This is a genomic window from Caulobacter sp. GW821-FHT09B08 (genome assembly GCF_059418225.1).
On the sequence record NZ_JBWKPL010000012.1, the window covers coordinates 53,173 to 73,148 of the forward strand.

Below are 19,976 nucleotides of genomic sequence, written 5' to 3' on the forward strand. Positions count from 1 at the left end.
CGCGAACAAGACGCAACAGCGACCCTGCGACATTTTAGACAAGCTGAGCCGTAAAAACCGTTAGCGCGGAACAGAATCATAGGCTTCTACTAGGCGCAGGGACGTTTTTGAGAAGCGGTGGCGTGCAGTGCACATGTCCCACAGACATGCTTTGATCATCGAGGATGAAATCCTCATCGCGATGGAAGTCGAGGCTTTGCTCGAGGAGCAAGGGTTCGACACCTTCGACATCGCGGAAAGCCCTCAGGAAGCGCTCGACTGCGCCCTGCGGCGGCCGCCAGATCTGATCACGGCCGACTATCGGATCATCGGCGGCACCGGGGTCGAGGCCGTCACGGCCATCCTCGCGCGGCTGGGTCCGATCCCGGTGGTCTATGTGACCGGCAACGCCGACCAGTTGGGCGCCCGCACCCGGGCCGTGGTCGACAAGCCGATCTCGCCCCACCGCCTGGCCGAGGCCTGCGCCATGGTCCAGGGCGCCGGCGCCTAGGCCTTCACGCTCAAGTCCGGCTATGCTGGCGGCCCGCAGGGGAGCCGTCGCCATGATCATCGACAGCCTGGAGGCGCTGGAAGCCCTCTACACGCCCGCTCCCGTGCCGGCCTCGACCGTCAAGGTGGCCGACCGCATCACCCCGCACTATCGCGCCCTGATCGAGGCCTCGCCGTTCCTGGCCCTGGCCACAGTGGGCCCCGAAGGCCTGGACTGCAGCCCGCGCGGCGATCAGCCCGGCTTCGTCCGCATCGCCGACGACCGCACGCTGATCCTGCCCGACCGCCGGGGCAACAACCGCATCGACAGCCTGCGCAACGTGGTCCGCGATCCGCGCGTGGCCCTGATGTTCCTGATCCCGGGCTCCGGCACGACCTTCCGCGTCAACGGCCGGGCGGTGGTCAGCGCCGATCCCGACCTGCTGGAAAGCTTCGCGGTCGACGGCAAGGCGCCGCGCACCTGCCTGGTGGTCACCGTGGTCGAGGCCTATTTCCAGTGCGCCCGGGCCGTCGTGCGCTCGGGCCTGTGGAAGGCCGAAAACCAGGTGGATCCCCGAGCCCTGCCCTCGCCCGGCGCCATGCTGGCGGCGATGAGCGCCGGCGAGGTCGGCGGCGAAACCTACGACAAGGCCTGGCCCGAACGGGCGGCGGCCAGCCTCTGGTGAGCAAACGAAAACGGCCCCGCCCTGTCAGGGGCGAGGCCGTTCGAAACACATGTAGTCGAGGTCCCTAAACCTCAGTCGTCGCGGTGAACCCGCTCGCGACGCTCGTGACGTTCCTGGGCTTCCAGGCTGAGCGTCGCGGTGGGCCGCGCGTCCAGTCGAGCCAAACCGATGGGCTCACCGGTCTCTTCGCAGTAGCCGTAGGAACCGTCTTCGACTCGGCGCAACGCCTGGTCGATTTTCGAGATGAGTTTTCTCTGACGATCCCGGGTGCGAAGCTCCAGCGCCCGATCAGTTTCCGACGACGCCCGGTCGGCGAGGTCGGCATGGTTTTCTGTTTCTTTCTGGAGATGGGCGACCGTTTCGCGAGATTCGCGAAGGATCTCATCTTTCCAGGCGTTCAGCTTTTGCTTGAAATATTCAAGCTGACGCTCGTTCATGAAAGGCTCGTCGTCCGAAGGACGATACGAGTCTGGTAACTTAAGAACAGTGGCCGTTTGCATTAACGCCTCACGCCCCGATGAACTCCGCCCAGATCAGGCGGGCTGCTTATACCAAAACGATAGCCCGGTTCAATGAACCTCGCATGAGCGACGCGTTCAGCGTCGTGCACGGACGCCACGATCCTGGGGATAGTCGGTGAACGATGTTCTTTAAGATCGGGTTTCACGGGCCACGCTCAGCCCAGCCGCGCCTGTTCGAGCTTGGCGGCTTCGACGGCGGCGCGGGTCTCGATCTCGTTCAGGATCGATTCCAGCTTGGGGTCGTCGGTCGCCTCGCGATGCTCCTTCACGGCCGCCTTCAGCTTGGCCAGGGTGCCCGTCGAGACGTCGCCGTCCAGGGTGGCCATCTTCAGGGCGTCCAAAATGTCCAGCAGGCCGCCGGCCCGCTTCACGGCCCGGCGCTTACGCTCCATCGGGTCCATGTCGGCCTGCAGGGCCAGGAGCGCGTCCAGCGATCCGACCCCGGCCACGCCGCCCGTCTGGGCCACGCCGCTGGCGGCGCTGGCGCCCCCCACCGAAGGCAGGGAAAACCCGGATCCGCCGCCCGCCGGTTTGGCCCGCGACGCGCCAACCGCACCCGCGCTCCCCGTGCTGGAAACCTTCATGACGAAACGCTGCTCCGACGACGAAACAAGGGAGTCACCCCTTCCCGTTAACCACATTCTGGGGGCGCGCGCTTGCGGTATGGTTAATGCCGGGCAGAATCTGCCGAAGCGGAATGTCGCAGGCAGAAAATCCACTCGCCCGCACCAATTTTGCGCTGATTTTATTGAGCTTTTCCGAAATTCCGGGTTGGCCCGGTTCTGGCATGGAAGCCCGCGGGGATGTCGCCCCGCCGTAGGAAAGCCATGTCTCGTTCATTCTTTGCCTCCGTTCTGAGCCTCGCCTTCGCCGCCGTCGCGCTGATTTCCAGCCCGGCCGACGCCAAGTCGCGGATCAAGGACATCGTCGCCTTCGAGGGCGTGCGCGACAACCAACTGGTCGGCTACGGCATCGTGGTGGGCCTGAACGGTTCGGGCGACTCCTTGCGCAACGCGCCGATGACGAAGCAGAGCCTGGAGGCCATGCTCGAGCGCCAGGGCGTCAACGTCCGCGACGGCAACCTCAACACCAAGAACACCGCCGCCGTCATGGTCACGGCCAACCTGCCGCCGTTCGCCGCCGCCGGCGCGCGCATGGACGTGACGGTCTCGACCCTGGGCGACGCCAAGAGCCTGCTGGGCGGCACCCTGCTGGTCACCTCGCTGCAAGGCGCCGACGGCCAGACCTATGCGGTGGCGCAGGGCTCGGTGCAGACCGGTTCGGTCTCGGCCGGCGGCGCCTCGGGCAGCTCGGTCACGAAAGGCGTTCCGACCGCCGGCCGCATCGCCGCCGGCGGCATCATCGAAAAGGAGACCGGCTTCCAGATGGTGAACATGGACGTCCTGCGCCTGACCCTGCGCAATCCGGACTTCACCACCTCGCGCCGGATCGCCGACGCCATCAATCTGAAATTCGCGCGCTGCGCCCAGGCCCAGAACCCCACCGTCGTGGCCATCCGCCCGCCGGCCGGCATGGACATGATCAGCTTCGTCACCGCCATCGAGAACCTGGAGGTCGAGCCCGACGCTCCCGCCAAGGTGATCATCGACGAGGTGGCCGGCGTGATCGTCATGGGCGACGACGTCCGCATCAGCCAGGTGGCCATCGCCCAGGGCAACCTGACCATCTCGGTCCAGGAGAACCCCGCTGTCAGCCAGCCGGCCCCGTTCAGCCAGGGCCAGACCAAGGTCGTCCCGCAATCGACGGTCAGCGTCGACGAGGAGAAGGGCAAGAAGCTGATCACCCTGGGCAGCGGCGCTTCGCTGAAGAGCCTGGTCGGCGGCCTGAACGCCCTGGGCGTCACCCCGCGCGACATGATCTCCATCCTGCAGGCCATCAAGGCCTCGGGCGCCCTGCAAGCCGACATCGAGGTGATGTGATGAGCGCCCTCTCGACGATCACGACCCCGACCATCGACACCGTCGGCCAGACCGCCGCCTCGACCGCCGAGCTGCTCAAGCGCGGCAAGATCCGCGAGACGGCCCAGAAGTTCGAGGCCTCGTTCCTGTCGGTGATGATGCAGTCGATGACGGCCGGCATGAAGACGCCGGAGATCGGCGGCGGCGGGGCCGGCGAAGACATGTTCAAGTCCCTCCTGGGCGAAGAGATGGCCAAGCAGGTCGTCAAGGCGGGCGGCATCGGCGTGGCCGCCTCGATCCAGAAGGAAATGCTGAAGATGCAAGGTCTGAAGGAGTAGCCCATGGCCCTGGCCGCCACCGATTGCGACGACCGCGTCGAACAGCTGATCATCCTGACCGAGCGCCTGACCGACCTGATCGCCAAGCAGTCCAGCGCTTTCGAAGCCCGCCGCCCGCACGAGGCGGCGCAGTATGTCGACGAGGTGGCCAAGCTCGCCAACCTCTATCGCCACGAGTCCGCGCGCGTGCGGGGCAACGTGGCCCTGGTGCAAGGCGCTTCGCCCCAGCGCCGCCAGCGCCTGGTGCGCGCCACCGAGGCCTTCGACTCCGTCCTGGCCCGCCAGGGTCGCGCGGTCTCGGCCGCCAAGCAGGTGACCGAGGGCCTGGTCCGCGCCATCGCCGAAGAAGTCGCCAACCAGCGTCCCCAGGCCTCGGGCTACGGCCCCGGCGCCTCCTCCGGCGCGGCCTATCGTCAGAACGGCACGGCGATCACGCTGAACCAGCGGGCCTGATCTTGGACCAACCCAAGGCGTTCGAGGCGTCGTTCCGCGGACCTCATGGCGCCTATTGCATCCGCTACGCTCCGAACGCCGACAACGGCCTCATTCGAGCGCGGATCGATGATGTGGAGCTGAGTTGGCCCGTCGATTTCCTCGAGCGCCAGAACGGCGCCTGGAAGCTGGGTGGGTTGACGCGCGGGACCGATGCGATCTGGGGCGATGTGTTCTGGTTTTCGCTTTTGACAAAGCCTGACGCTCCCCTGGAACTCTGGACAGACGGCGTCGTGGCGAGACTGGACCCGCCCTCCTAGGGGCGGGCCTCCTCCGGCGTCGATAACCCCAAGCCCTCGCGGAGCGCCGACCGGTAGCTGTCGGCGAAGTCCCGCGCCACGGCGCTGTCGCCGCACACCAGGTCGAAGGCGTGGAACGCGCCGGGCACGACCTTCAGGATGCAGGGCGCCCCGGCGGCTTCCAGCCGACGGGCATAGGCCACGTCTTCGTCGTGGAAGAGGTCGCGGGTCCCCACGCCGATCCAGGCCGGCGGCAGACCGGCCAGGTCCTCGTGCCGGGCCGGGACGGCATAGGCCGGAGCCTGCTCCCCGCCGGGCTCCGCCGCCAGATAGGACGTCCAGCCGAACCGGTTGCTGCGGTTGTTCCACATCCGCAGGGTCGACGGATCGATGTCGGTGCGCAGGGCCGTGCGGTCGTCCAGCATCGGATAGACCAGCATCTGGAACGCGACCGGCACTTCCCCGCGATCATGGGCCATCAGCACCAGGCCCGCGGCCAGGCCGCCGCCGGCGCTGTTGCCGCCGATGGCGATGCGGTCGCGCGCCACGCCCGCCTGCCGCGACAGCCATTGCAAGGCCGCGTAGGCGTCGGCCATCGGCGCCGGATAGGCGTGGGCGGGCGCCAGGCGGTAGGCGACGGCGGCCACCACGATCCCGAGGTCGCGGCACAGGGCGATGTTGCTGGCCTCGTCCTGCTCGGGGGTGCCAATGATGAAGCCGCCGCCATGGACCCACAGCATCGCCGGACGCGGCCCCGTCACCTCTCGCGGCCGGTACAGGCGCACGCGCACGGACGCGCCCCGCGCCTCGCTGGGAATGAAGACGTCGCGGATCTCGACGCCTTCGACGACAGGCGGCTTGGGCGTTCCGCGCCACTTCTGGACGGCCTGCACGAAGCGCGTGAACCTCGGCGTGAAGGTGAACCTCGGCAGCCATCTGGCCGCCTTGCGCAACTCCGGGTGAAAGCCGTCCATCACGCTCCCGCCGTCGCCACCAGCCGCTCGCTCTCGGCCCACAGCCGGTCGTTGTTGGCCTCGTCGTCGGCGAACGGATTGGCCGGCATCGGCTTGAGCTGGTGGTAGTAGCCACCCGTCGACTGGCCCGGTTCGTCCCCCGTCGCCAGCCAGACCAGGGCCTTGGCGCCCTCCTCCGGCGACATCATCGTCAGGGTGCGCATATAGGCCTGGGTCTTCTCCCCGGCGTGGTTGATGAAGTTGGAGTCGATGGTGCCGGGGTGCACCGCGTGGGCCACCACCCCGTCGGCGGCCAGGCGCTTGGCCAGGCCTCGCGCGAACATCACGTTGGCCAGCTTGCCCTGGCAATAGGCACGGCCGGGATCGAAGCCCTCCAGAAGCTGCAAGTCGTCCCACTTCAGGCCCGGGATCATCTCGCCGCCGTCCGACGAGGTGTTGACGATGCGCACGCTGCCGCGCGGCGCCTCGGCGGCGGCGCGGCGGATCAGGGGCAGCAGGCGGTCGGTCAGCAGGAACGGCCCCAGGTGGTTGCCGGCGAAGTTTTCCTCCAGCCCCTCGGGGGTGACCACCAGGCTCTTGGTCATGCCGCCGGCGTTGTTGATCAGCACGTGGACCTTGTCGGTCAGGGCCGCGATCTCCCCGGCCGCGCGGACCGCGTCGGCCATGCGCGACAGGTCGGCCAGGATCACGTCGACCTTGCCCCCTTGCGAGGCCGCACGGATCTCCGCCTCGGCCGCCGCCGTCCGGCCCGCGTCGCGCCCCAGCGCGATCACATGCCAGCCCCGCGCCGCCAGCGCCTTGGCCGCCTCCTTGCCGATCCCCGAGCTGGCGCCGGTGACAACGGCGACCTGTTGGGCCTGGGCCATGACTGCTCCTCCCTGGATTTTGGGGCGCACCTTCGATCCAAAATCCGGCGGCGGCTATCCGGGGGCCATCGAGAACCGTCCCGGCGATGTAACGCCCCTACAGCACCACCCGCCGCTCCACCCCGATGGCCTCCAGGAAGTCCTCGTCGTGGCTGGCCACCAGCAGGGCGCCGTCGTAACCGGCGAGAGCGTTCTCCACCGCCTGGACCGAGTCGAGGTCCAGGTGGTTGGTCGGCTCGTCCAGGATCAGCAGCTGGGGCGGCCGGGCGGCGGTGAGGACGCAGGCCAGGGCCGCGCGCAGGCGCTCGCCGCCGCTCAGGAACGCTACCGGCTGGTGGGCGGCGACGTTGCGGAACAGGAACCGCGCCAGGGCGGCGTGGGCGGCGTTGGCGTCGGCGGCGGGGTTCAGGCGGCGATAGTTCTCCAGGATGGTCAGGTCGCCGTCGAGGATCGCCGCCCGCTGGTCCAGCAGGGCCGTCGGCACGCCGCGCGTCACGGTTCCGGCCGTCGGCTCCAGCCCGCCGGTCGCGAGCCGGATCAAGGTCGACTTGCCCGCGCCGTTGCCGCCCAGGATCGCTGTCCGCTCGGGCCCGGCCAGGCGAAAGCTCAGGCCCGACAGCACCGGCGGCCCGTCCGGATAGGCGAAGTCGACACCGTCGAAGTCCAGCACCGTCCGGCCGGCGGGCAGGCCACAGGACGGCAGGTCGAAGGCCAGGCGGCGCAGGCGCTCGACCCGGGCGTCGGCGGCCTCGCGGGCCTGGGCGGCGTCCTGGGCGGCGCGGTCGGCCAGGCGCCCCTCGCGCGCGCCGCTGTTCTCGGCCCGCTCGGCCTGGGCGCCCAGCAGGATCTTGGGCTCGCTGCCCTTGGCGGCGAAGCGCTTGCCGGCGGCGTCGCGGCGCGCCTTGCGTTCCCGAGCCACCTGGGCCTCGCGCGCGGCCTGGCGCACTTGGCGGTCGGCGACCTCCAGGTCGTGTTCGGCGGCGGCCACGGCCTGGGCCTTGCGCTCGGCATAGAGGTCCCAGCCGCCGCCATAGCTGGTCGCGCCCAGGCTGGTCAGCTCGACGATGCGATCCATGCCACGCAGCAGGGCCCGGTCGTGGCTGATCACCACCGCCCCGCCCTTCCAGCGCCGCAGCACCTGGCCCAGCAGGTCGCGGGCGGCGGCGTCCAGATTGTTGGTCGGCTCGTCCAGCAGGATCACGTCGGGCGCGGCGATCAGCAGGCCGGCCAGGGCGGCGCGGGTCATCTGGCCGCCGCTGAGGGCCTGGGCGGAGCGCGAGGGGTCCCAGTCCGGCAACCCGACCTCGGCCAGGGCGGTCGTGATCGCGCCCGGCAAGGCCCAGTCGGCCTCGGCCAGATCGTCGTCGCTCCCCTCCCCCGCCTCGATGCGCTCGAGACGCTCCCAGGCCGCCCCCACGCCCAGCAGGTCGGCCAGGCGCGCGCCCGGCGGCGGGGCGTGCAGCTGCGGCAGCACCCCGACCACGCCGGCGCGGCTGACCGCGCCCGAGGCGGGCGCGCGGGTCCCGGCGATCAGACCCAGCAGCGTGGACTTGCCCACGCCGTTGCGACCGACCAGGCCAATGCGCTCGGCCCCGATCGAGAGGTTCAGATTGTCGAAGAGGACGCGGCCGTCAGGCGTGGCGGCGCGAACGGAATCCAGAGTGACGAAGGCGGGCATGACAAACCACGGACAGGTCGGCGGGAAGGGCGAAGCAGTCGTCCATCACGCGGTCCATGATTGCCTCCATCGGTGGGTTGAGGTGTTGAGATAGGCCTGTTGAGGCCGGGCGGCAAGCTTGAGCGCCCAACCAACATCCGCTCATCCCGTCTCCGGGATGAGCGGATTTGAACTAAGCCCGCTTGCTCTTCTTCAGCTCGGCCACGCGCTCCAGCCGCCGCTCCTCGTGACGCGCCAGTACGTCCTTCAGATAGCGGCCGGTCCACGAGGCCTCGACCTTGGCCACGTCCTGGGGCGAGCCGACGGCCACGATCTGGCCGCCGCCGTCGCCGCCTTCCGGACCGAAGTCCAGCAGCCAGTCGGCGGTCTTCACCACGTCCAGGTTATGCTCGATGACGACCACGGTGTTGCCCTGGTCGACCAGCTCGTGCAGCACTTCCAAGAGCTTCTTGGTGTCCTCGAAGTGCAGGCCGGTGGTCGGCTCGTCGAGGATGTAGAGCGTGCGGCCGGTGGCGCGCTTGGAGAGCTCCTTGGACAGCTTCACGCGCTGGGCCTCGCCGCCCGACAGGGTGGTCGCCTGCTGGCCCACCTTGATGTAGCTGAGGCCCACGCGCTTGAGCGTTTCCATTTTGTCGCGGATCGGCGGCACGGCCTTGAAGAAGTCGGCGGCCTCTTCCACCGTCATGTCCAGCACGTCGGCGATGGTCTTGCCCTTGAACAGGATGTCCAGGGTCTCGCGGTTGTAGCGCTTGCCCTTGCAGACGTCGCAGGTGACGTAGACGTCGGGCAGGAAGTGCATCTCGATCTTGATCAGGCCGTCGCCCTGGCAGGCCTCGCAGCGGCCGCCCTTGACGTTGAAGCTGAAGCGGCCCGGGCCGTAGCCGCGCGCCTTTGACTCCGGCAACTGGGCGAACCAGTCGCGGATCGGACCGAAGGCGCCGGTATAGGTGGCCGGGTTCGAGCGCGGCGTGCGGCCGATCGGCGACTGGTCGATGTCGATGACCTTGTCGAAGTTCTCCAGACCTTCGATCCGCTCGTGGGCGGCGGGCGCGTCGCTGGCGTTGTTCAAGCGGCGCGCGGCGGCCTTGTAGAGCGTCTCGATGGTGAAGGTCGACTTGCCGCCGCCCGACACGCCGGTGATGCAGGTGAAGGTGCCGACCGGGATCTCGCCCGTCACGTCCTTCAGATTGTTGCCCTTGGCGCCGATGACGCGGAGCATCTTCTTCTTGCTGATCGGCCGGCGCTCTTCGGGCACGGCGATCTCGCGCGCGCCGGTCAGGTACATGCCGGTGACGCTCTTGGGATTGGCCATGATGTCGGCCGGCTTGCCCTCGGCGACGATCTCGCCGCCGTGCACGCCCGCCGCCGGGCCCATGTCGATCACATAGTCGGCGGTGAGGATGGCCTCCTCGTCATGCTCGACCACGAGCACGGAGTTGCCCAGGTCACGCAGGCCTTGCAGCGACTGCAGCAGGCGGGTGTTATCGCGCTGGTGTAGGCCGATCGACGGCTCGTCCAGCACGTAGAGCACGCCGGTCAGGCCGCTGCCGATCTGGCTGGCCAGGCGGATGCGCTGACTCTCGCCGCCTGACAGGGTGCCAGAGCCGCGCGACAGGTTCAGATAGTCCAGGCCCACGTCGACCAGGAACCGCAGGCGGTCGTTGATCTCCTTCAGGATTCGCCGGGCGATCTCCATCTGCTTGTCGGTCAGGTGACCTTCCAGAGCCGTGAACCAGTCGCGGGCTGGGCGGATGGCCAGGTTGGAGACGGCGGCGATGTCCATGCCGTGGATCTTCACGGCCAGGGCTTCAGGCTTCAGGCGCTTGCCGTGGCAGACCTCGCAAGGGGTGTCGGACTGGTAGCGGCCCAGCTCCTCGCGAACCCACGAGCTATCGGTCTCGCGCCAGCGGCGCTCCAGGTTCGGCAGCACGCCTTCGAAGGGCTTGGCCACCTCGTACTTGCGGGCGTTGTCGTCGTAGACGAACTTGATCTTATCGCCGCCCGAGCCTTGCAGCACCACGTCGCGGGCCTTCTGGGGCAGCTTGTACCAGGGCTCGTCCATCGAGAAGCCGTAGTGGCGGGCCAGGGCCTGCAGGGTCTGGGTGTAGAGCGGCGACGGCCCCTTGGCCCACGGGGCGACGGCGCCCTTGTGCAGGCTGCGGTCCTTGTCGGGGATCACCAGATCGGCGTCGAAGGCCAGCTTAGCGCCCAGGCCGTCACAGGCCGGGCAGGCGCCCGCCGGGTTGTTGAACGAGAACAGCCGCGGCTCGATCTCGGCGATGGTGAAGCCGCTGACCGGACAGGCGAAACGCTCGGAGAACAGCAGCCGCTTGGGCTCCTTCTCGCCTTCCTCGATATTGGCCCACTCGGCCACGGCCAGGCCGTCGGCCAGGCGCAGGGCCTGCTCGATGGAGTCGGCCAGGCGCTGCTCCATGTCGGGCTTGGTCACCACGCGGTCCACGACCACGTCGATGTCGTGCTTGAACTTCTTGTCGAGGGCCGGGGCGTCCTCGATGGGATAGAACTCGCCGTCGATCTTCAGCCGCTGGAAGCCGGCCTTCTGCCACTCGGCGATCTCCTTGCGGTACTCGCCCTTGCGGTCGCGCACGACCGGGGCCAGCAGGTAGAGACGCGTGCCTTCCGGCAGGGCGGTGATCTTGTCGACCATCTGGCTGATGGTCTGGCTTTCGATGGGCAGGCCGGTGGCCGGCGAATAGGGAATCCCGACCCGCGCCCACAGCAGGCGCATGTAGTCGTGGATCTCGGTGACCGTGCCGACGGTCGAGCGCGGATTGCGGCTGGTGGTCTTCTGCTCGATGGAGATGGCCGGCGACAGGCCCTCGATCAGGTCGACGTCCGGCTTGCTCATCAGTTCCAGGAACTGGCGGGCGTAGGCCGACAGGCTCTCGACGTACCGGCGCTGCCCCTCGGCATAGATGGTGTCGAACGCCAGCGAGCTCTTGCCCGAGCCCGACAGGCCGGTCAGCACGACGAGCTCGCCGCGCGGAATATCGACGCTGACGTTCTTGAGATTATGCTCCCGCGCGCCGCGCACGCGGATGAAGTTCAGTTGTTCAGCCATGTTTTCCGGAACGCTCGAGGCCGTGGGAGGAGCCACGGCGCGACGGCTATATGTAGGGCGCAAGCGCGCGATTAACACAAGAACAAGGTGCGAACAAATGTCGCGTTGGCGGCTGGTGGCGGCAGACTGCTGACATCAGGTGTCAGCAGGGCGTTCACCAACGATAAACCGCCTTTGGAAGGGCAACCTTCAGCACCCGTGGTGTCTATAGGTCCGGCAGGTCGCGCGTCGGGCGCGGCGGACGGGAACGACGGACTTGGCCAAGGCGGCGAAGGAAGCGGCGAAGGCGGACGAGGCTGCGGCCCCGGAAGCCAAGGGCAAGGGCGGCAAAGCCGCCAAGGTCGCGCGCCAGCGTTCCGAGATCGACGACATCATCACCCTGGGCGTCTGCATCCTCTGCGTCTTCTGGGCCTTCAAGGCCATCGTGGCGCTGGGCGCTCAGAGCTTCTAAGCGAAAATCCTGTCATCCCGGACGAGCGCGTAGCGCGAAGATCCGGGACCGACGCGTGAACTCAGAGCTCCAGGTCGGTCCCGGATCGGCGGCCCTTCGGGCCTTGTCCGGGATGACACTCCCAGTGAGCTACCCCAGCGCCGCCGTCGCCGCCTCGTCGGACGAGCCGCTCAGCGCCGCGTCGAGGGCCTCGACCAGGCGGTGGGCGGCGATGGGCTTGGCGACGAAGCCGTCCATGCCGGCGGCCAGGTAGCGATCGGTCTCGTGGCTGAGAACACTGGCGGTGACGGCCAGGATCGGCGTACGGGCCCGGCCCTGGGCCGCCTCGCGCGCCCGGATGGTGCGGCCGGCCTCCAGTCCGTCCATGCCCGGCATGTGGATATCCATCAGGATCGCGTCCCAGGCCCCGGCGTCCCACATGGCCACCGCCTCGTGGCCGTCGCGGGCCAGACCGCAGGTCGCGCCCAGGTGGCCGAGCATCGCCTGCAGGACCGCGCGGTTGGTGACGTTGTCGTCGACCACCAGCAGTCGCAGCTCGCCGCCCGCGCGGTCGATCGCCGTCTCGGACGCCCCGGGCGTCGCGACGGGCGCGACCGGCGTCAGGGCTGGACACGGGATCTGGAAGGTGAAGCAGGCGCCGCCCGCTTCCGGGCTCTCGAAATCGATGCGCCCCCCCATCAGGGTCACCAGTTCGCGGCAGATCGCCAGGCCCAGGCCGCTGCCGCCGGTGCGGCGGGTGCTGGAGCCGTCGACCTGGACGAACTTCTCGAAGATTTGGGCGCGGCGGTTCTCGGGCACGCCGACACCGGTGTCGGTGACGGAACAGACCAGAGCCTTGGCGTCACCGCCGATCCGCACCACGACGCCCCCCGCGTCGGTGAACTTGACGGCGTTGGAGATCAGGTTGCTGAGCACCTGGCGCAGACGCTGGACGTCGCCGTCGCGCCAGCCGCGAGCCTCGGGCGCGATCTCCAGGGCGAAGTCCAGGCCCTTGTCGTGGGCCAGACCCCCGTAGAGCCGGCCCAGGGTGTCGGCCACGGCGTCCAGGTCGAACGGCGCGCGGACGATCTCCATCTTGCCGGCCTCGATCCGCGAGATGTCGAGCACGGCGTTGATCACGTCCAGCAGGGCGCCGCCGGAGTCGCGGATCACGGCCAGGCGGTCGCGCTGGCGGGCCGACAGCGGGTCGCGCGCCATGGCCTGGGCCATGCCCAGCACGCCGTTCAGCGGCGTGCGGATCTCGTGACTCATGGTCTCGAGGAACTCGGTCTTCACGCGGCTGGCGGTCTGGGCCACCACGGCCAGCTCCTGGGCCTCGGTGCGCAGGCGGCGGTTCTCCTCCAGCTCGGCCTGGAGCTTGCGGTTCAGGGCGTCGGAAGCCAGGCGCGCGCGCAGCTCGCGCATCACCGCCCCGCGCATCAGGGTCGACATGCCGAAGGCCGCGAAGGCCCCGGCCGTGCCGATGAAGCCGTACTGGCCGACCAGGTCATCGGGCGCCTGGCGGGCCATGTAGACCAGGCCCGCGATGGCCGCCGCGACGCTGACCAGCGCCACCCGCCGGGTGGGGGCCGAGGTGGCGAACACCAGGGCCATCAGCACGAAATAGACCAGCTTGGCCGGCTCGAAGTGCAGCAGCTGATAGACCAGCACATTGGCCATGAAGAGGCTGTTCATGACCAGGGCGGCGGCTTCCAGGACCGGCATGCCGGGCGGATGCGTCTTCAGGCGACGCCACAGCCACAGGCCGACGGCTGAAGCCACCAGCGCCAGGCCCTCCAGCACGATCAGCGCCGAACCCTTCTCGTAGAAGGGATGCGACAGGCTGATCAGGGCGTAATAGGCCGCCGCGGCCACCAGATAGCCGCGCAGAATAGGCACGTAGGATCCGACGATCTCGTTCGCCGGAATAGGCTCCCGCCTACCCATCAGCCGCATCATTGGCCCCAACCCGTCCTGAAAGACCCCCCGGTCGAACCCTAATATGGGTTAGCAAGGTTAAGCTGCGATTGAGATGAAAACCGACGTTTCTCGAAACGTCAGTCGAAGACGGCGGCCTGGTCGTCGGGCGTCAGGCCCTTCAGATCGCGGTAGATCACGGCGGCGGGGGCGTAGAGCACCGCCATGCTCGCCGCGCCCAGCACGGCCGCCAGGATGGTGAAGATCAGCGTCTCGGGCTGGAACACCGCCGCGACCGAGGTCCCGCCCCGGACCGGCGAAAGCCAGAAGTGTCCGCCCAGGGCGGTGACCACCAGGGTGTAGGCCAGGCGGACAGCCCAATAGACGGCCGCCGTCATCAGGATGACGCACAGGTGGACGCCGGCGATCTTCCAGGCCCGGCCGCGCGTCAGCCGCCAGGCCGCCGGCAGGCTCCAGCCGCCCTCGATCAGCGACATCGGCCCGGCCACGGACAACCGCGCCAGCAGGAAGCCGCTGACGAACACGGCGAGCAGGGAGGCGGCCAGGGTGACGAAGGCCGGGATCATCGATCCCTGCCTGGCCATTCCCGTCGTGGCGATCACCGCCGGCACGACCGAGACGAAGAACGACACGACGATCAGCACGCCCTGCACCAGCCAGACCAGGGCCAGCCGGATCTCCTCCGGCCCGAACCGCAGCCGCGCCCGCGTCCGGTCTTCGGGCAGCAGGACGGCGCGATAGGCGGCGGCCGAGAAGATGGCCAGGGCGCCCAGGCCGATCACCCCGCCGACCAGGCCCAGGAGAGGCGCCGTCAGGCTGGCCGAATTGACCTTGCGGAAGATGTCGGCGTTCACCGCCAGCACCTGCTGGGCCACGGTCAGCACCAGCCCCACCAGGCTCCAGGTCAGAAGCAGGCCCGGCTCGCGGCGCAGGACGCCGAAGCCGGCCAGGGTCGCGCGCGACCAGGAGAAGGTCCGGCCCATGCCCCCGCCCGACCCGGTGTCAGCCGAAGGTGTCGGCGACCGCGCGGCCGTTCAGCTGGGCGTAGATGGTCGGCGCCGGGGCGCTGACGATCAGTTGCAGCAACACGGCGGTCAGGCCCGACAGCAACGCGCTGATGACGCCGGCCGGCGTCAGCAGGCTGGCCAGGGTGTTGGCCTCGTGCTGCAGGGTCTCGCCCACCGACGCCAGGTCGGCGCCCATGGTCAGGGCCCCGATCACGCCCACCGCGTAGATCATCACCATGAGCAGCAGATAGACCACCGCGCCCAGCACGATGGCGATCACATAGGTGCCGAACAGCGGCCAGAACCGGCCCTTGGTCAGGGCCCAGGACGCGCCCAGGTCGATGCGACGGGTGTCAAAGGCCAGGGTGCTGACGAACGACAGCCGCACCGACAGGAAGACAAGGCCGCACAGCACGCCGATGAAGGCCAGAACGCCCAGCATCACGCCCAGGGGCGCGCCGGCGATGGCCGCGCCGATCGCGCCCAGCATCACCGCGCCCACGCCGCCGATCAGATAGGCGCTGAACAGCACCAGATAGAGCAGCACCTGGGCGCCGGCCTGGCGCAGTTCGTCGCCGCCGAACCGCAGATAGGCGCTGGCGCTGTCTTCCGGACGCAGGACCAGGCGGTTGATCGCCGCCAGCAGCACGGCGTTGGTGGCCACCACGTAGAAGGTCGAGCCCAGGAACAGGGGCCACATGCCGCTCATGGCGGTCATCGCGCCCTGGGGATCGGACTGGTCGGCCAGGGCTTCGGCCAGGGCGGTCAGCTTCTCGCCGAAGGTCAGGATGGCGACGGCCGAGACCGCGAACGACAGCACGCCCATCAGCAGGGTCCAGACGCCCACCGTCTTGGGCCGCTCCCGCGCCACGCGGAAACCCGCCAAAGCCGCGTCGGTGGCCGAGAACTGTTGCATGGCGTCTTCGTGGTCCCTGAAATTCCGTATCACGCCTAACAAGGTTCGCGGCGGCGCGACAGTCTTAAGCGCGCGGAAAACCTAGGCCGCCGGCGCCAGTTCGCTTTCGTGCAGGTCGTAATAGGCGCGGGCCGGGGCGGCGGTCAGGATCACCATCTGGACGGTGAAGAAGAACGGGGCCAGCAGCAGGTTGGCCAGGCCGCTCAGGGCCAGCATGACGAGGTTGGTCGCCCCGCCCGAAAAGCCCAGGATCAGGCCCGCCACCACGGTCTGGACCACGCTGACCAGGAAGGTGATCACGAAGGCCAGGGCGTACATGCCCAGCAGGTGCCAGAAGTGGTGGTCGGTCAGGGCCCAGGTGCGGCGCAGCGACAGCTTGCCCTCGGCGAAGGTGGTGATCGACAGCAACGACAGGCGGATGCCGAACCAGATCGACAGGCCGGCCACGGCGATCGCGCCCAGCACCTCGACCCAGCGGTTGGTCTCGACCGCGCCCAGGCTGATCAGGCCCGCGCCGATCAGCACCAGAACCGCACTGGGCAGGGCGGTGACGACCAGGGCCACGGCCCAGCCGACCAGGGCCACCACGAACTGCCGCCCCTCCTCGGCCCCCACCCGCAGATAGGCCAGGCGATGTTCCTGCGGCCGCACCACCGTGCGCATGATCGCCACGGTGATCACCGACTGCAGGGCCACGGCCAGGGCGATCAGGGGCAGCAGCGTGCCCTTGCGCCGGGCGACGATGTCGAACAGCTCGCGCAGGTCGTTGGTCCGCGACAGCAGGGCCAGGTCCGCCCGCACCGTGCCGCCGAACGCGAAGGCCACGATCAGGCCCAGCACCACGAGCATGGCGAAGTAGCAGGCGGCCCAGGCCAGCACGACCAGCGGCTTGCGACGCGTCAGGCGCAGGCCCTCGAGGGCGGCTTGAACGGGCGAGAAGGTGGTCATGTCCGCAGGGTTCCAGGGATCGGGGCGGGCTGGCGGCGATAGACCTCGACCAGGGCCGCCGTCCAGACCGGGATGAGATAGAAGAAAAGCAGGGCGACGCTGATCAGTTGCGGAACCAGCGTGCCTTCCGAGAAGCCGGCGACGGCCCGCACGTAGCCGACGGCGATCACCAGGATGACGGCCGGGGCGGCCAGCACCACGCCCGCCGCCGCCAGGGTCAGCACCGCGCCGCGCGACCGGCCGAAGGCGCTGAGCACCTGGATCCGATCCAGGTCCACCGTCGCGGCCGGGGCCAGCGACAAGCGCAGGAACAGCCAGATCATGATGATCATCGACAGCAGCGGGACCAGGCCGACGGGCACCGCGCTGGGACCGTCCAGGGCCGCGCGCCAGGCGTCCAGCGAGGTGATGTCCAGGCTGGGGGCGTTGACCTTGGCCACGCCCACCACCACCGCCCCGACCAGCACCGCCAGCACGGCGGCCACCACGGTCAGGATGACGGTGATCAGGGCCTGGACGGCCAGCAGCCGCCACTCGGCCATCCCCCAGCGCAGGCCCTTCCAGCCGGCGGGACCGGCGAAGGCGGCGCGGTAGAGCGCGCCATAGGCCAGGGTGGTGGCGGCGAATTCCAGCGGCAGGGCCAGGAAGGCCAGGCCGGGCGACAGGAGGCGCGGCAACAGGCCGACCAGGGCGCCGGCCAGCAGCGCGGCCCAGCAGGTCCGCACGCCCGGCGTCCAACCCGACAGCCCGGCGCGGACGGTGCGCCCGATCGCCGCCGATCCCTCGCTCATGAAGCCCCTCTCCCGTTCGCGTCCGCGCGAACCCGAACGGTCGGATTCATAAGCGCTTGTCCCCCGGCTTGGCGACGAGTCGCGGCGGGTGTCACGCTGAATTTCGCCGGGGCGTGGCCCCGGCGCCGCGTCAGGCCGAGGCCTTCAGGTCGCGATAGGCGCTCGCCCACGGGGCGAAGACCAGGGCCATGGCCGGTCCCGACAACAGCGAACCGATCACGCCGATGGCGGCGGCATAGGGCCAGAGCAGGCGCACGAAGGCCTCGGGCGGCTGCCCCTGCATGGCCTGGAGCTGCGGGATCAGCTGGACGCCGAAGGCCACGAAGCCGACGCCCAGCACTCCGTAGAGCACCCCTTCCAGGGCCACGATGATCACGCCCAGCAGCAGGACCATGCCGAGCAGCGGCCAGGCCTGGCCGCGCGTGAAGGTCCAGGATTCGAACAGCAGGAACTTGCGCTCGGCGAAGCTCATCGGCCCGGCCATCGACAGGCGCAGGACGGCCCAGACCACCACCGCCGTCGCCGCCAGGCCCAACACTACGGCCACCAGGATGCAGGCCCCGATCCCCGCCGCCTGGCTAGACTGGACGCCGACGAAATAGGCCACGGCCGCGCAGATCGCGACGACGATCGTGGCCGCCATGCAGGCCATGTAGGCCAGAATGCCCATGACCAGCGACACCAGGGCCAGCCAAAGCTCCTGCGCGCCCAGCTTCAGATAGGCGAAGCCTTTCTGGCCGGGCTCCAGGATGGCGCGGAACACCGCCGCGGCCAGCACCGCCTTCACCGCCGTGCCGCCCACCCAGTAGAACAGGTTGAAGAGCATCATCTTGCTCTGCAGCTGCATCATCTGGCCCATGGCGACCTGGCCGGACGGATCGGTCTGGGCCTCGGCCAACCGGGCGAACGCCGCGAAGTCGGGGATCACCGTCCAGGCCAGGCCCACGCACGGCAGCACCAGGGTCGCCAGGACCACCAGTCCCCACACCAGCACCGCAACCGGCTCGCGACCGATCAGGCCGAAACCGGACGTCGCCGCGCCGCCTACCGAAAACCTCGACATCCGCATGCCCCCCGGCTCGCCCCTGGATAAGCCGACAACCTATACGCAGGTTTCGCCGCGTGACCAGCGGGGGTAAGAGGGCGCCCATGAGCACTTCCCCCTCTTCCGTTCCCCCCGTCCACGTCATCGGAGGCGGCCTGGCCGGGTCCGAGGCCGCCTGGCAGATCGCCCAGGCCGGCGTCCCGGTGATCCTGCACGAGATGCGCCGCAACCTTCCCGAAGGCCCGGTCCTGACCGACGCCCACCAGACCGACGGCCTGGCCGAGATGGTCTGTTCCAACTCGTTCCGCTCCGACGACTGGCAGTTCAACGCCGTGGGCCTGCTGCACGCCGAGATGCGCAAGCTGGACAGCCTGATCATGTCGGCCGCCGACCAGCACCAGGTGCCCGCCGGCGGGGCCCTGGCCGTCGACCGCGACGGCTTTTCCGAGGAAGTCACCCGCCGCATCCAGGCCCATCCGCTGATCACGATCGTGCGCGAGGAGATCGCCGGCCTGCCGCCGGAAGACTGGGACAACGTGGTCGTGGCCACCGGCCCTCTCACCTCGCCCGCCCTGGCCGACGCGATCCTGGAGCTGTCCGGCGAAGGCCAGCTCAGCTTCTTCGACGCCATCGCCCCGATCATCCACGTCGACTCCATCGACATGGACATCGCCTGGCGCCAGTCGCGCTACGACAAGGAAGGCCCCGGCGGCGACGCGGCCGCCTACATCAACCTGCCCATGGACAAGGCCCAGTACGAGGCCTTCATCGACGCCCTGCTCGATGGCCCCAAGGCCGAGTTCAAGGACTGGGAGCACGTGCCCTATTTCGACGGCTGCCTGCCGATCGAGGTGATGGCCGAGCGCGGCCGCGAGACCCTGCGCCACGGCCCGATGAAGCCGGTGGGCCTGACCAATCCGCGCGACCCGACGGTGAAATCCTACGCCATCGTCCAGCTGCGCCAGGACAACGCCCTGGGCACCCTGTGGAACATGGTCGGCTTCCAGACCAAGCTGAAGCACGGCGCCCAGGCCGAGGTGTTCCGGATGATCCCGGGGCTCCAGGACGCCCAGTTCGCCCGGCTGGGCGGGCTGCACCGCAACACCTTCATCAACAGCCCGCGCCTGCTGGATCGGTCCCTGCGCATGAAGCTGGCCCCGCGCCTGCGCTTCGCCGGCCAGATGACGGGCGTGGAAGGCTATGTCGAGAGCGCCGCCACGGGCCTGCTTGCCGGTCGCTTCGCCGCCGCCGAGCGCCTGGGCAAGACCCTTGATGCGCCGCCCCCGACCACCGCCCTCGGCGCTCTGGTCGACCACGTCACCGGCGGCCACATCGAGGGCGCGGAAGTCGGCAAGACCAGCTTCCAGCCGATGAACATCAACTACGGCCTGCTGCCGCCGCTGGAGACCCCCAAGGTCGACGAGAACGGCGTGAAGATCCCGCTGAAGGAACGCGGCCGGGCCAAGAAGCGGCTGATGAGCATCCGGGCCCTGGCGGACCTGGACGGGTGGATGAGCGGCGCGGAGTAGCATCACCAAGCCGAGAGTTTGTGGCGAAAAATCACGCATAGGGTGAACTTGGCCGATCCTAGGTGATTGCATACCGCAAACCACCGTGCGACCGTCCGTCGCAAACGGT

The 19,976-nt window shown here is 69.0% G+C and carries 20 protein-coding genes; 8 read left to right on the plus strand and 12 right to left on the minus strand.

The window, feature by feature from the left end:
• Positions 1-133 precede the first annotated feature (133 nt).
• Positions 134-490 (plus strand): response regulator, encoded by a 357-nt coding sequence (locus AC07OA_RS24150; protein WP_494666378.1) that lies wholly within the window; start codon positions 134-136, stop codon positions 488-490.
• A 52-nt stretch (positions 491-542) separates the two neighbouring features.
• Positions 543-1,154, plus strand: coding sequence for a pyridoxamine 5'-phosphate oxidase family protein (locus AC07OA_RS24155; protein ID WP_494666379.1), 612 nt, complete (start codon positions 543-545; stop codon positions 1,152-1,154).
• A 71-nt stretch (positions 1,155-1,225) separates the two neighbouring features.
• On the opposite strand, the gene dksA is transcribed toward AC07OA_RS24155, so the two are convergent.
• Both dksA and fliX read right to left on the minus strand, forming a co-directional pair.
• Positions 1,226-1,654, minus strand: coding sequence for an RNA polymerase-binding protein DksA (gene dksA / locus AC07OA_RS24160; RefSeq protein ID WP_494666380.1), 429 nt, complete (start codon positions 1,652-1,654; stop codon positions 1,226-1,228).
• A gap of 176 nt (positions 1,655-1,830) precedes the next feature.
• Positions 1,831-2,259, minus strand: coding sequence for a flagellar assembly regulator FliX (fliX, locus tag AC07OA_RS24165; protein ID WP_494666381.1), 429 nt, complete (start codon positions 2,257-2,259; stop codon positions 1,831-1,833).
• Positions 2,260-2,502: 243 nt separating this feature from the next.
• Between fliX and AC07OA_RS24170 the strand changes: the two genes are divergently transcribed.
• Genes AC07OA_RS24170 through AC07OA_RS24185 form a run of 4 tightly spaced genes read left to right on the plus strand, consistent with a single transcriptional unit; the run spans position 2,503 to position 4,684 of the window.
• Positions 2,503-3,615: a flagellar basal body P-ring protein FlgI gene (locus AC07OA_RS24170; RefSeq protein WP_494666382.1), complete on the plus strand. Its 1,113-nt coding sequence runs from the start codon at positions 2,503-2,505 to the stop codon at positions 3,613-3,615.
• Positions 3,615-3,932: a rod-binding protein gene (locus tag AC07OA_RS24175; protein WP_494666383.1), complete on the plus strand. Its 318-nt coding sequence runs from the start codon at positions 3,615-3,617 to the stop codon at positions 3,930-3,932. Before AC07OA_RS24170 ends, AC07OA_RS24175 begins: the two co-directional genes overlap by 1 nt.
• Positions 3,933-3,935: 3 nt before the next feature.
• Positions 3,936-4,385 (plus strand): flagellar basal body protein, encoded by a 450-nt coding sequence (locus AC07OA_RS24180; protein ID WP_494666384.1) that lies wholly within the window; start codon positions 3,936-3,938, stop codon positions 4,383-4,385.
• A 2-nt stretch (positions 4,386-4,387) separates the two neighbouring features.
• Positions 4,388-4,684, plus strand: coding sequence for a hypothetical protein (locus AC07OA_RS24185; protein ID WP_494666385.1), 297 nt, complete (start codon positions 4,388-4,390; stop codon positions 4,682-4,684).
• Here the strand turns inward: AC07OA_RS24185 and AC07OA_RS24190 are convergent.
• From AC07OA_RS24190 to uvrA, 4 genes are all read right to left on the minus strand, one after another.
• Positions 4,681-5,637 (minus strand): alpha/beta hydrolase, encoded by a 957-nt coding sequence (locus AC07OA_RS24190; RefSeq protein ID WP_494666386.1) that lies wholly within the window; start codon positions 5,635-5,637, stop codon positions 4,681-4,683. The genes AC07OA_RS24185 and AC07OA_RS24190 overlap by 4 nt on opposite strands.
• Positions 5,637-6,503 (minus strand): SDR family NAD(P)-dependent oxidoreductase, encoded by an 867-nt coding sequence (locus tag AC07OA_RS24195; protein WP_494666387.1) that lies wholly within the window; start codon positions 6,501-6,503, stop codon positions 5,637-5,639. Before AC07OA_RS24195 ends, AC07OA_RS24190 begins: the two co-directional genes overlap by 1 nt.
• A gap of 97 nt (positions 6,504-6,600) precedes the next feature.
• Positions 6,601-8,181: an ABC-F family ATP-binding cassette domain-containing protein gene (locus tag AC07OA_RS24200; RefSeq protein ID WP_494666388.1), complete on the minus strand. Its 1,581-nt coding sequence runs from the start codon at positions 8,179-8,181 to the stop codon at positions 6,601-6,603.
• Between the two features lie 172 nt (positions 8,182-8,353).
• Positions 8,354-11,263 (minus strand): excinuclease ABC subunit UvrA, encoded by a 2,910-nt coding sequence (gene uvrA / locus AC07OA_RS24205; RefSeq protein ID WP_494666389.1) that lies wholly within the window; start codon positions 11,261-11,263, stop codon positions 8,354-8,356.
• A 256-nt stretch (positions 11,264-11,519) separates the two neighbouring features.
• Here uvrA and AC07OA_RS24210 point away from each other — a divergent pair, with 256 nt between their 5' ends.
• Complete coding sequence (locus AC07OA_RS24210; RefSeq protein ID WP_494666390.1) at positions 11,520-11,714, plus strand: hypothetical protein; 195 nt, start codon at positions 11,520-11,522, stop codon at positions 11,712-11,714.
• A gap of 129 nt (positions 11,715-11,843) precedes the next feature.
• On the opposite strand, the gene AC07OA_RS24215 is transcribed toward AC07OA_RS24210, so the two are convergent.
• From AC07OA_RS24215 to AC07OA_RS24240, 6 genes are all read right to left on the minus strand, one after another.
• Positions 11,844-13,592, minus strand: coding sequence for an ATP-binding protein (locus tag AC07OA_RS24215; protein ID WP_494666391.1), 1,749 nt, complete (start codon positions 13,590-13,592; stop codon positions 11,844-11,846).
• 158 nt (positions 13,593-13,750) lie between these two features.
• On the minus strand, positions 13,751-14,614 hold the full coding sequence (locus tag AC07OA_RS24220) for a hypothetical protein (RefSeq protein WP_494666392.1): 864 nt from the start codon (positions 14,612-14,614) through the stop codon (positions 13,751-13,753).
• Positions 14,615-14,633: 19 nt separating this feature from the next.
• The gene (locus tag AC07OA_RS24225; protein WP_494666393.1) at positions 14,634-15,554 is read right to left on the minus strand and encodes a hypothetical protein; all 921 of its coding nucleotides are present in this window, start codon (positions 15,552-15,554) and stop codon (positions 14,634-14,636) included.
• An 81-nt stretch (positions 15,555-15,635) separates the two neighbouring features.
• Positions 15,636-16,502 carry a hypothetical protein gene (locus AC07OA_RS24230; protein ID WP_494666394.1) on the minus strand — a complete coding sequence of 289 codons (867 nt, stop codon included), beginning with the start codon at positions 16,500-16,502 and terminating at the stop codon, positions 15,636-15,638.
• Entirely contained in the window at positions 16,499-17,293 is a 795-nt protein-coding gene (locus AC07OA_RS24235) for a hypothetical protein (RefSeq protein ID WP_494666395.1), read from the minus strand. The genes AC07OA_RS24230 and AC07OA_RS24235 overlap by 4 nt, the downstream gene beginning before the upstream one ends.
• Before the next feature lie 130 nt (positions 17,294-17,423).
• Positions 17,424-18,356 carry a hypothetical protein gene (locus tag AC07OA_RS24240; RefSeq protein WP_494666396.1) on the minus strand — a complete coding sequence of 311 codons (933 nt, stop codon included), beginning with the start codon at positions 18,354-18,356 and terminating at the stop codon, positions 17,424-17,426.
• A gap of 86 nt (positions 18,357-18,442) precedes the next feature.
• Between AC07OA_RS24240 and trmFO the strand changes: the two genes are divergently transcribed.
• Complete coding sequence (trmFO, locus tag AC07OA_RS24245; protein WP_494666397.1) at positions 18,443-19,867, plus strand: methylenetetrahydrofolate--tRNA-(uracil(54)-C(5))-methyltransferase (FADH(2)-oxidizing) TrmFO; 1,425 nt, start codon at positions 18,443-18,445, stop codon at positions 19,865-19,867.
• Positions 19,868-19,976: the final 109 nt, after the last annotated feature.

What these genes read in the sequence shown, in the direction of transcription:
- AC07OA_RS24150 (WP_494666378.1), top strand. Translation starts at nt 134, where the DNA reads ATGTCCCACAGACATGCTTTGATCATCGAGGATGAAATCCTCATCGCG.
- AC07OA_RS24155 (WP_494666379.1), top strand. Translation starts at nt 543, where the DNA reads ATGATCATCGACAGCCTGGAGGCGCTGGAAGCCCTCTACACGCCCGCT.
- dksA (WP_494666380.1), bottom strand. Translation starts at nt 1,654, where the DNA reads ATGCAAACGGCCACTGTTCTTAAGTTACCAGACTCGTATCGTCCTTCG.
- fliX (WP_494666381.1), bottom strand. Translation starts at nt 2,259, where the DNA reads ATGAAGGTTTCCAGCACGGGGAGCGCGGGTGCGGTTGGCGCGTCGCGG.
- AC07OA_RS24170 (WP_494666382.1), top strand. Translation starts at nt 2,503, where the DNA reads ATGTCTCGTTCATTCTTTGCCTCCGTTCTGAGCCTCGCCTTCGCCGCC.
- AC07OA_RS24175 (WP_494666383.1), top strand. Translation starts at nt 3,615, where the DNA reads ATGAGCGCCCTCTCGACGATCACGACCCCGACCATCGACACCGTCGGC.
- AC07OA_RS24180 (WP_494666384.1), top strand. Translation starts at nt 3,936, where the DNA reads ATGGCCCTGGCCGCCACCGATTGCGACGACCGCGTCGAACAGCTGATC.
- AC07OA_RS24190 (WP_494666386.1), bottom strand. Translation starts at nt 5,637, where the DNA reads ATGGACGGCTTTCACCCGGAGTTGCGCAAGGCGGCCAGATGGCTGCCG.
- AC07OA_RS24195 (WP_494666387.1), bottom strand. Translation starts at nt 6,503, where the DNA reads ATGGCCCAGGCCCAACAGGTCGCCGTTGTCACCGGCGCCAGCTCGGGG.
- AC07OA_RS24200 (WP_494666388.1), bottom strand. Translation starts at nt 8,181, where the DNA reads ATGCCCGCCTTCGTCACTCTGGATTCCGTTCGCGCCGCCACGCCTGAC.
- uvrA (WP_494666389.1), bottom strand. Translation starts at nt 11,263, where the DNA reads ATGGCTGAACAACTGAACTTCATCCGCGTGCGCGGCGCGCGGGAGCAT.
- AC07OA_RS24220 (WP_494666392.1), bottom strand. Translation starts at nt 14,614, where the DNA reads ATGGGCCGGACCTTCTCCTGGTCGCGCGCGACCCTGGCCGGCTTCGGC.
- AC07OA_RS24225 (WP_494666393.1), bottom strand. Translation starts at nt 15,554, where the DNA reads ATGCAACAGTTCTCGGCCACCGACGCGGCTTTGGCGGGTTTCCGCGTG.
- AC07OA_RS24230 (WP_494666394.1), bottom strand. Translation starts at nt 16,502, where the DNA reads ATGACCACCTTCTCGCCCGTTCAAGCCGCCCTCGAGGGCCTGCGCCTG.
- AC07OA_RS24235 (WP_494666395.1), bottom strand. Translation starts at nt 17,293, where the DNA reads ATGAGCGAGGGATCGGCGGCGATCGGGCGCACCGTCCGCGCCGGGCTG.
- AC07OA_RS24240 (WP_494666396.1), bottom strand. Translation starts at nt 18,356, where the DNA reads ATGTCGAGGTTTTCGGTAGGCGGCGCGGCGACGTCCGGTTTCGGCCTG.
- trmFO (WP_494666397.1), top strand. Translation starts at nt 18,443, where the DNA reads ATGAGCACTTCCCCCTCTTCCGTTCCCCCCGTCCACGTCATCGGAGGC.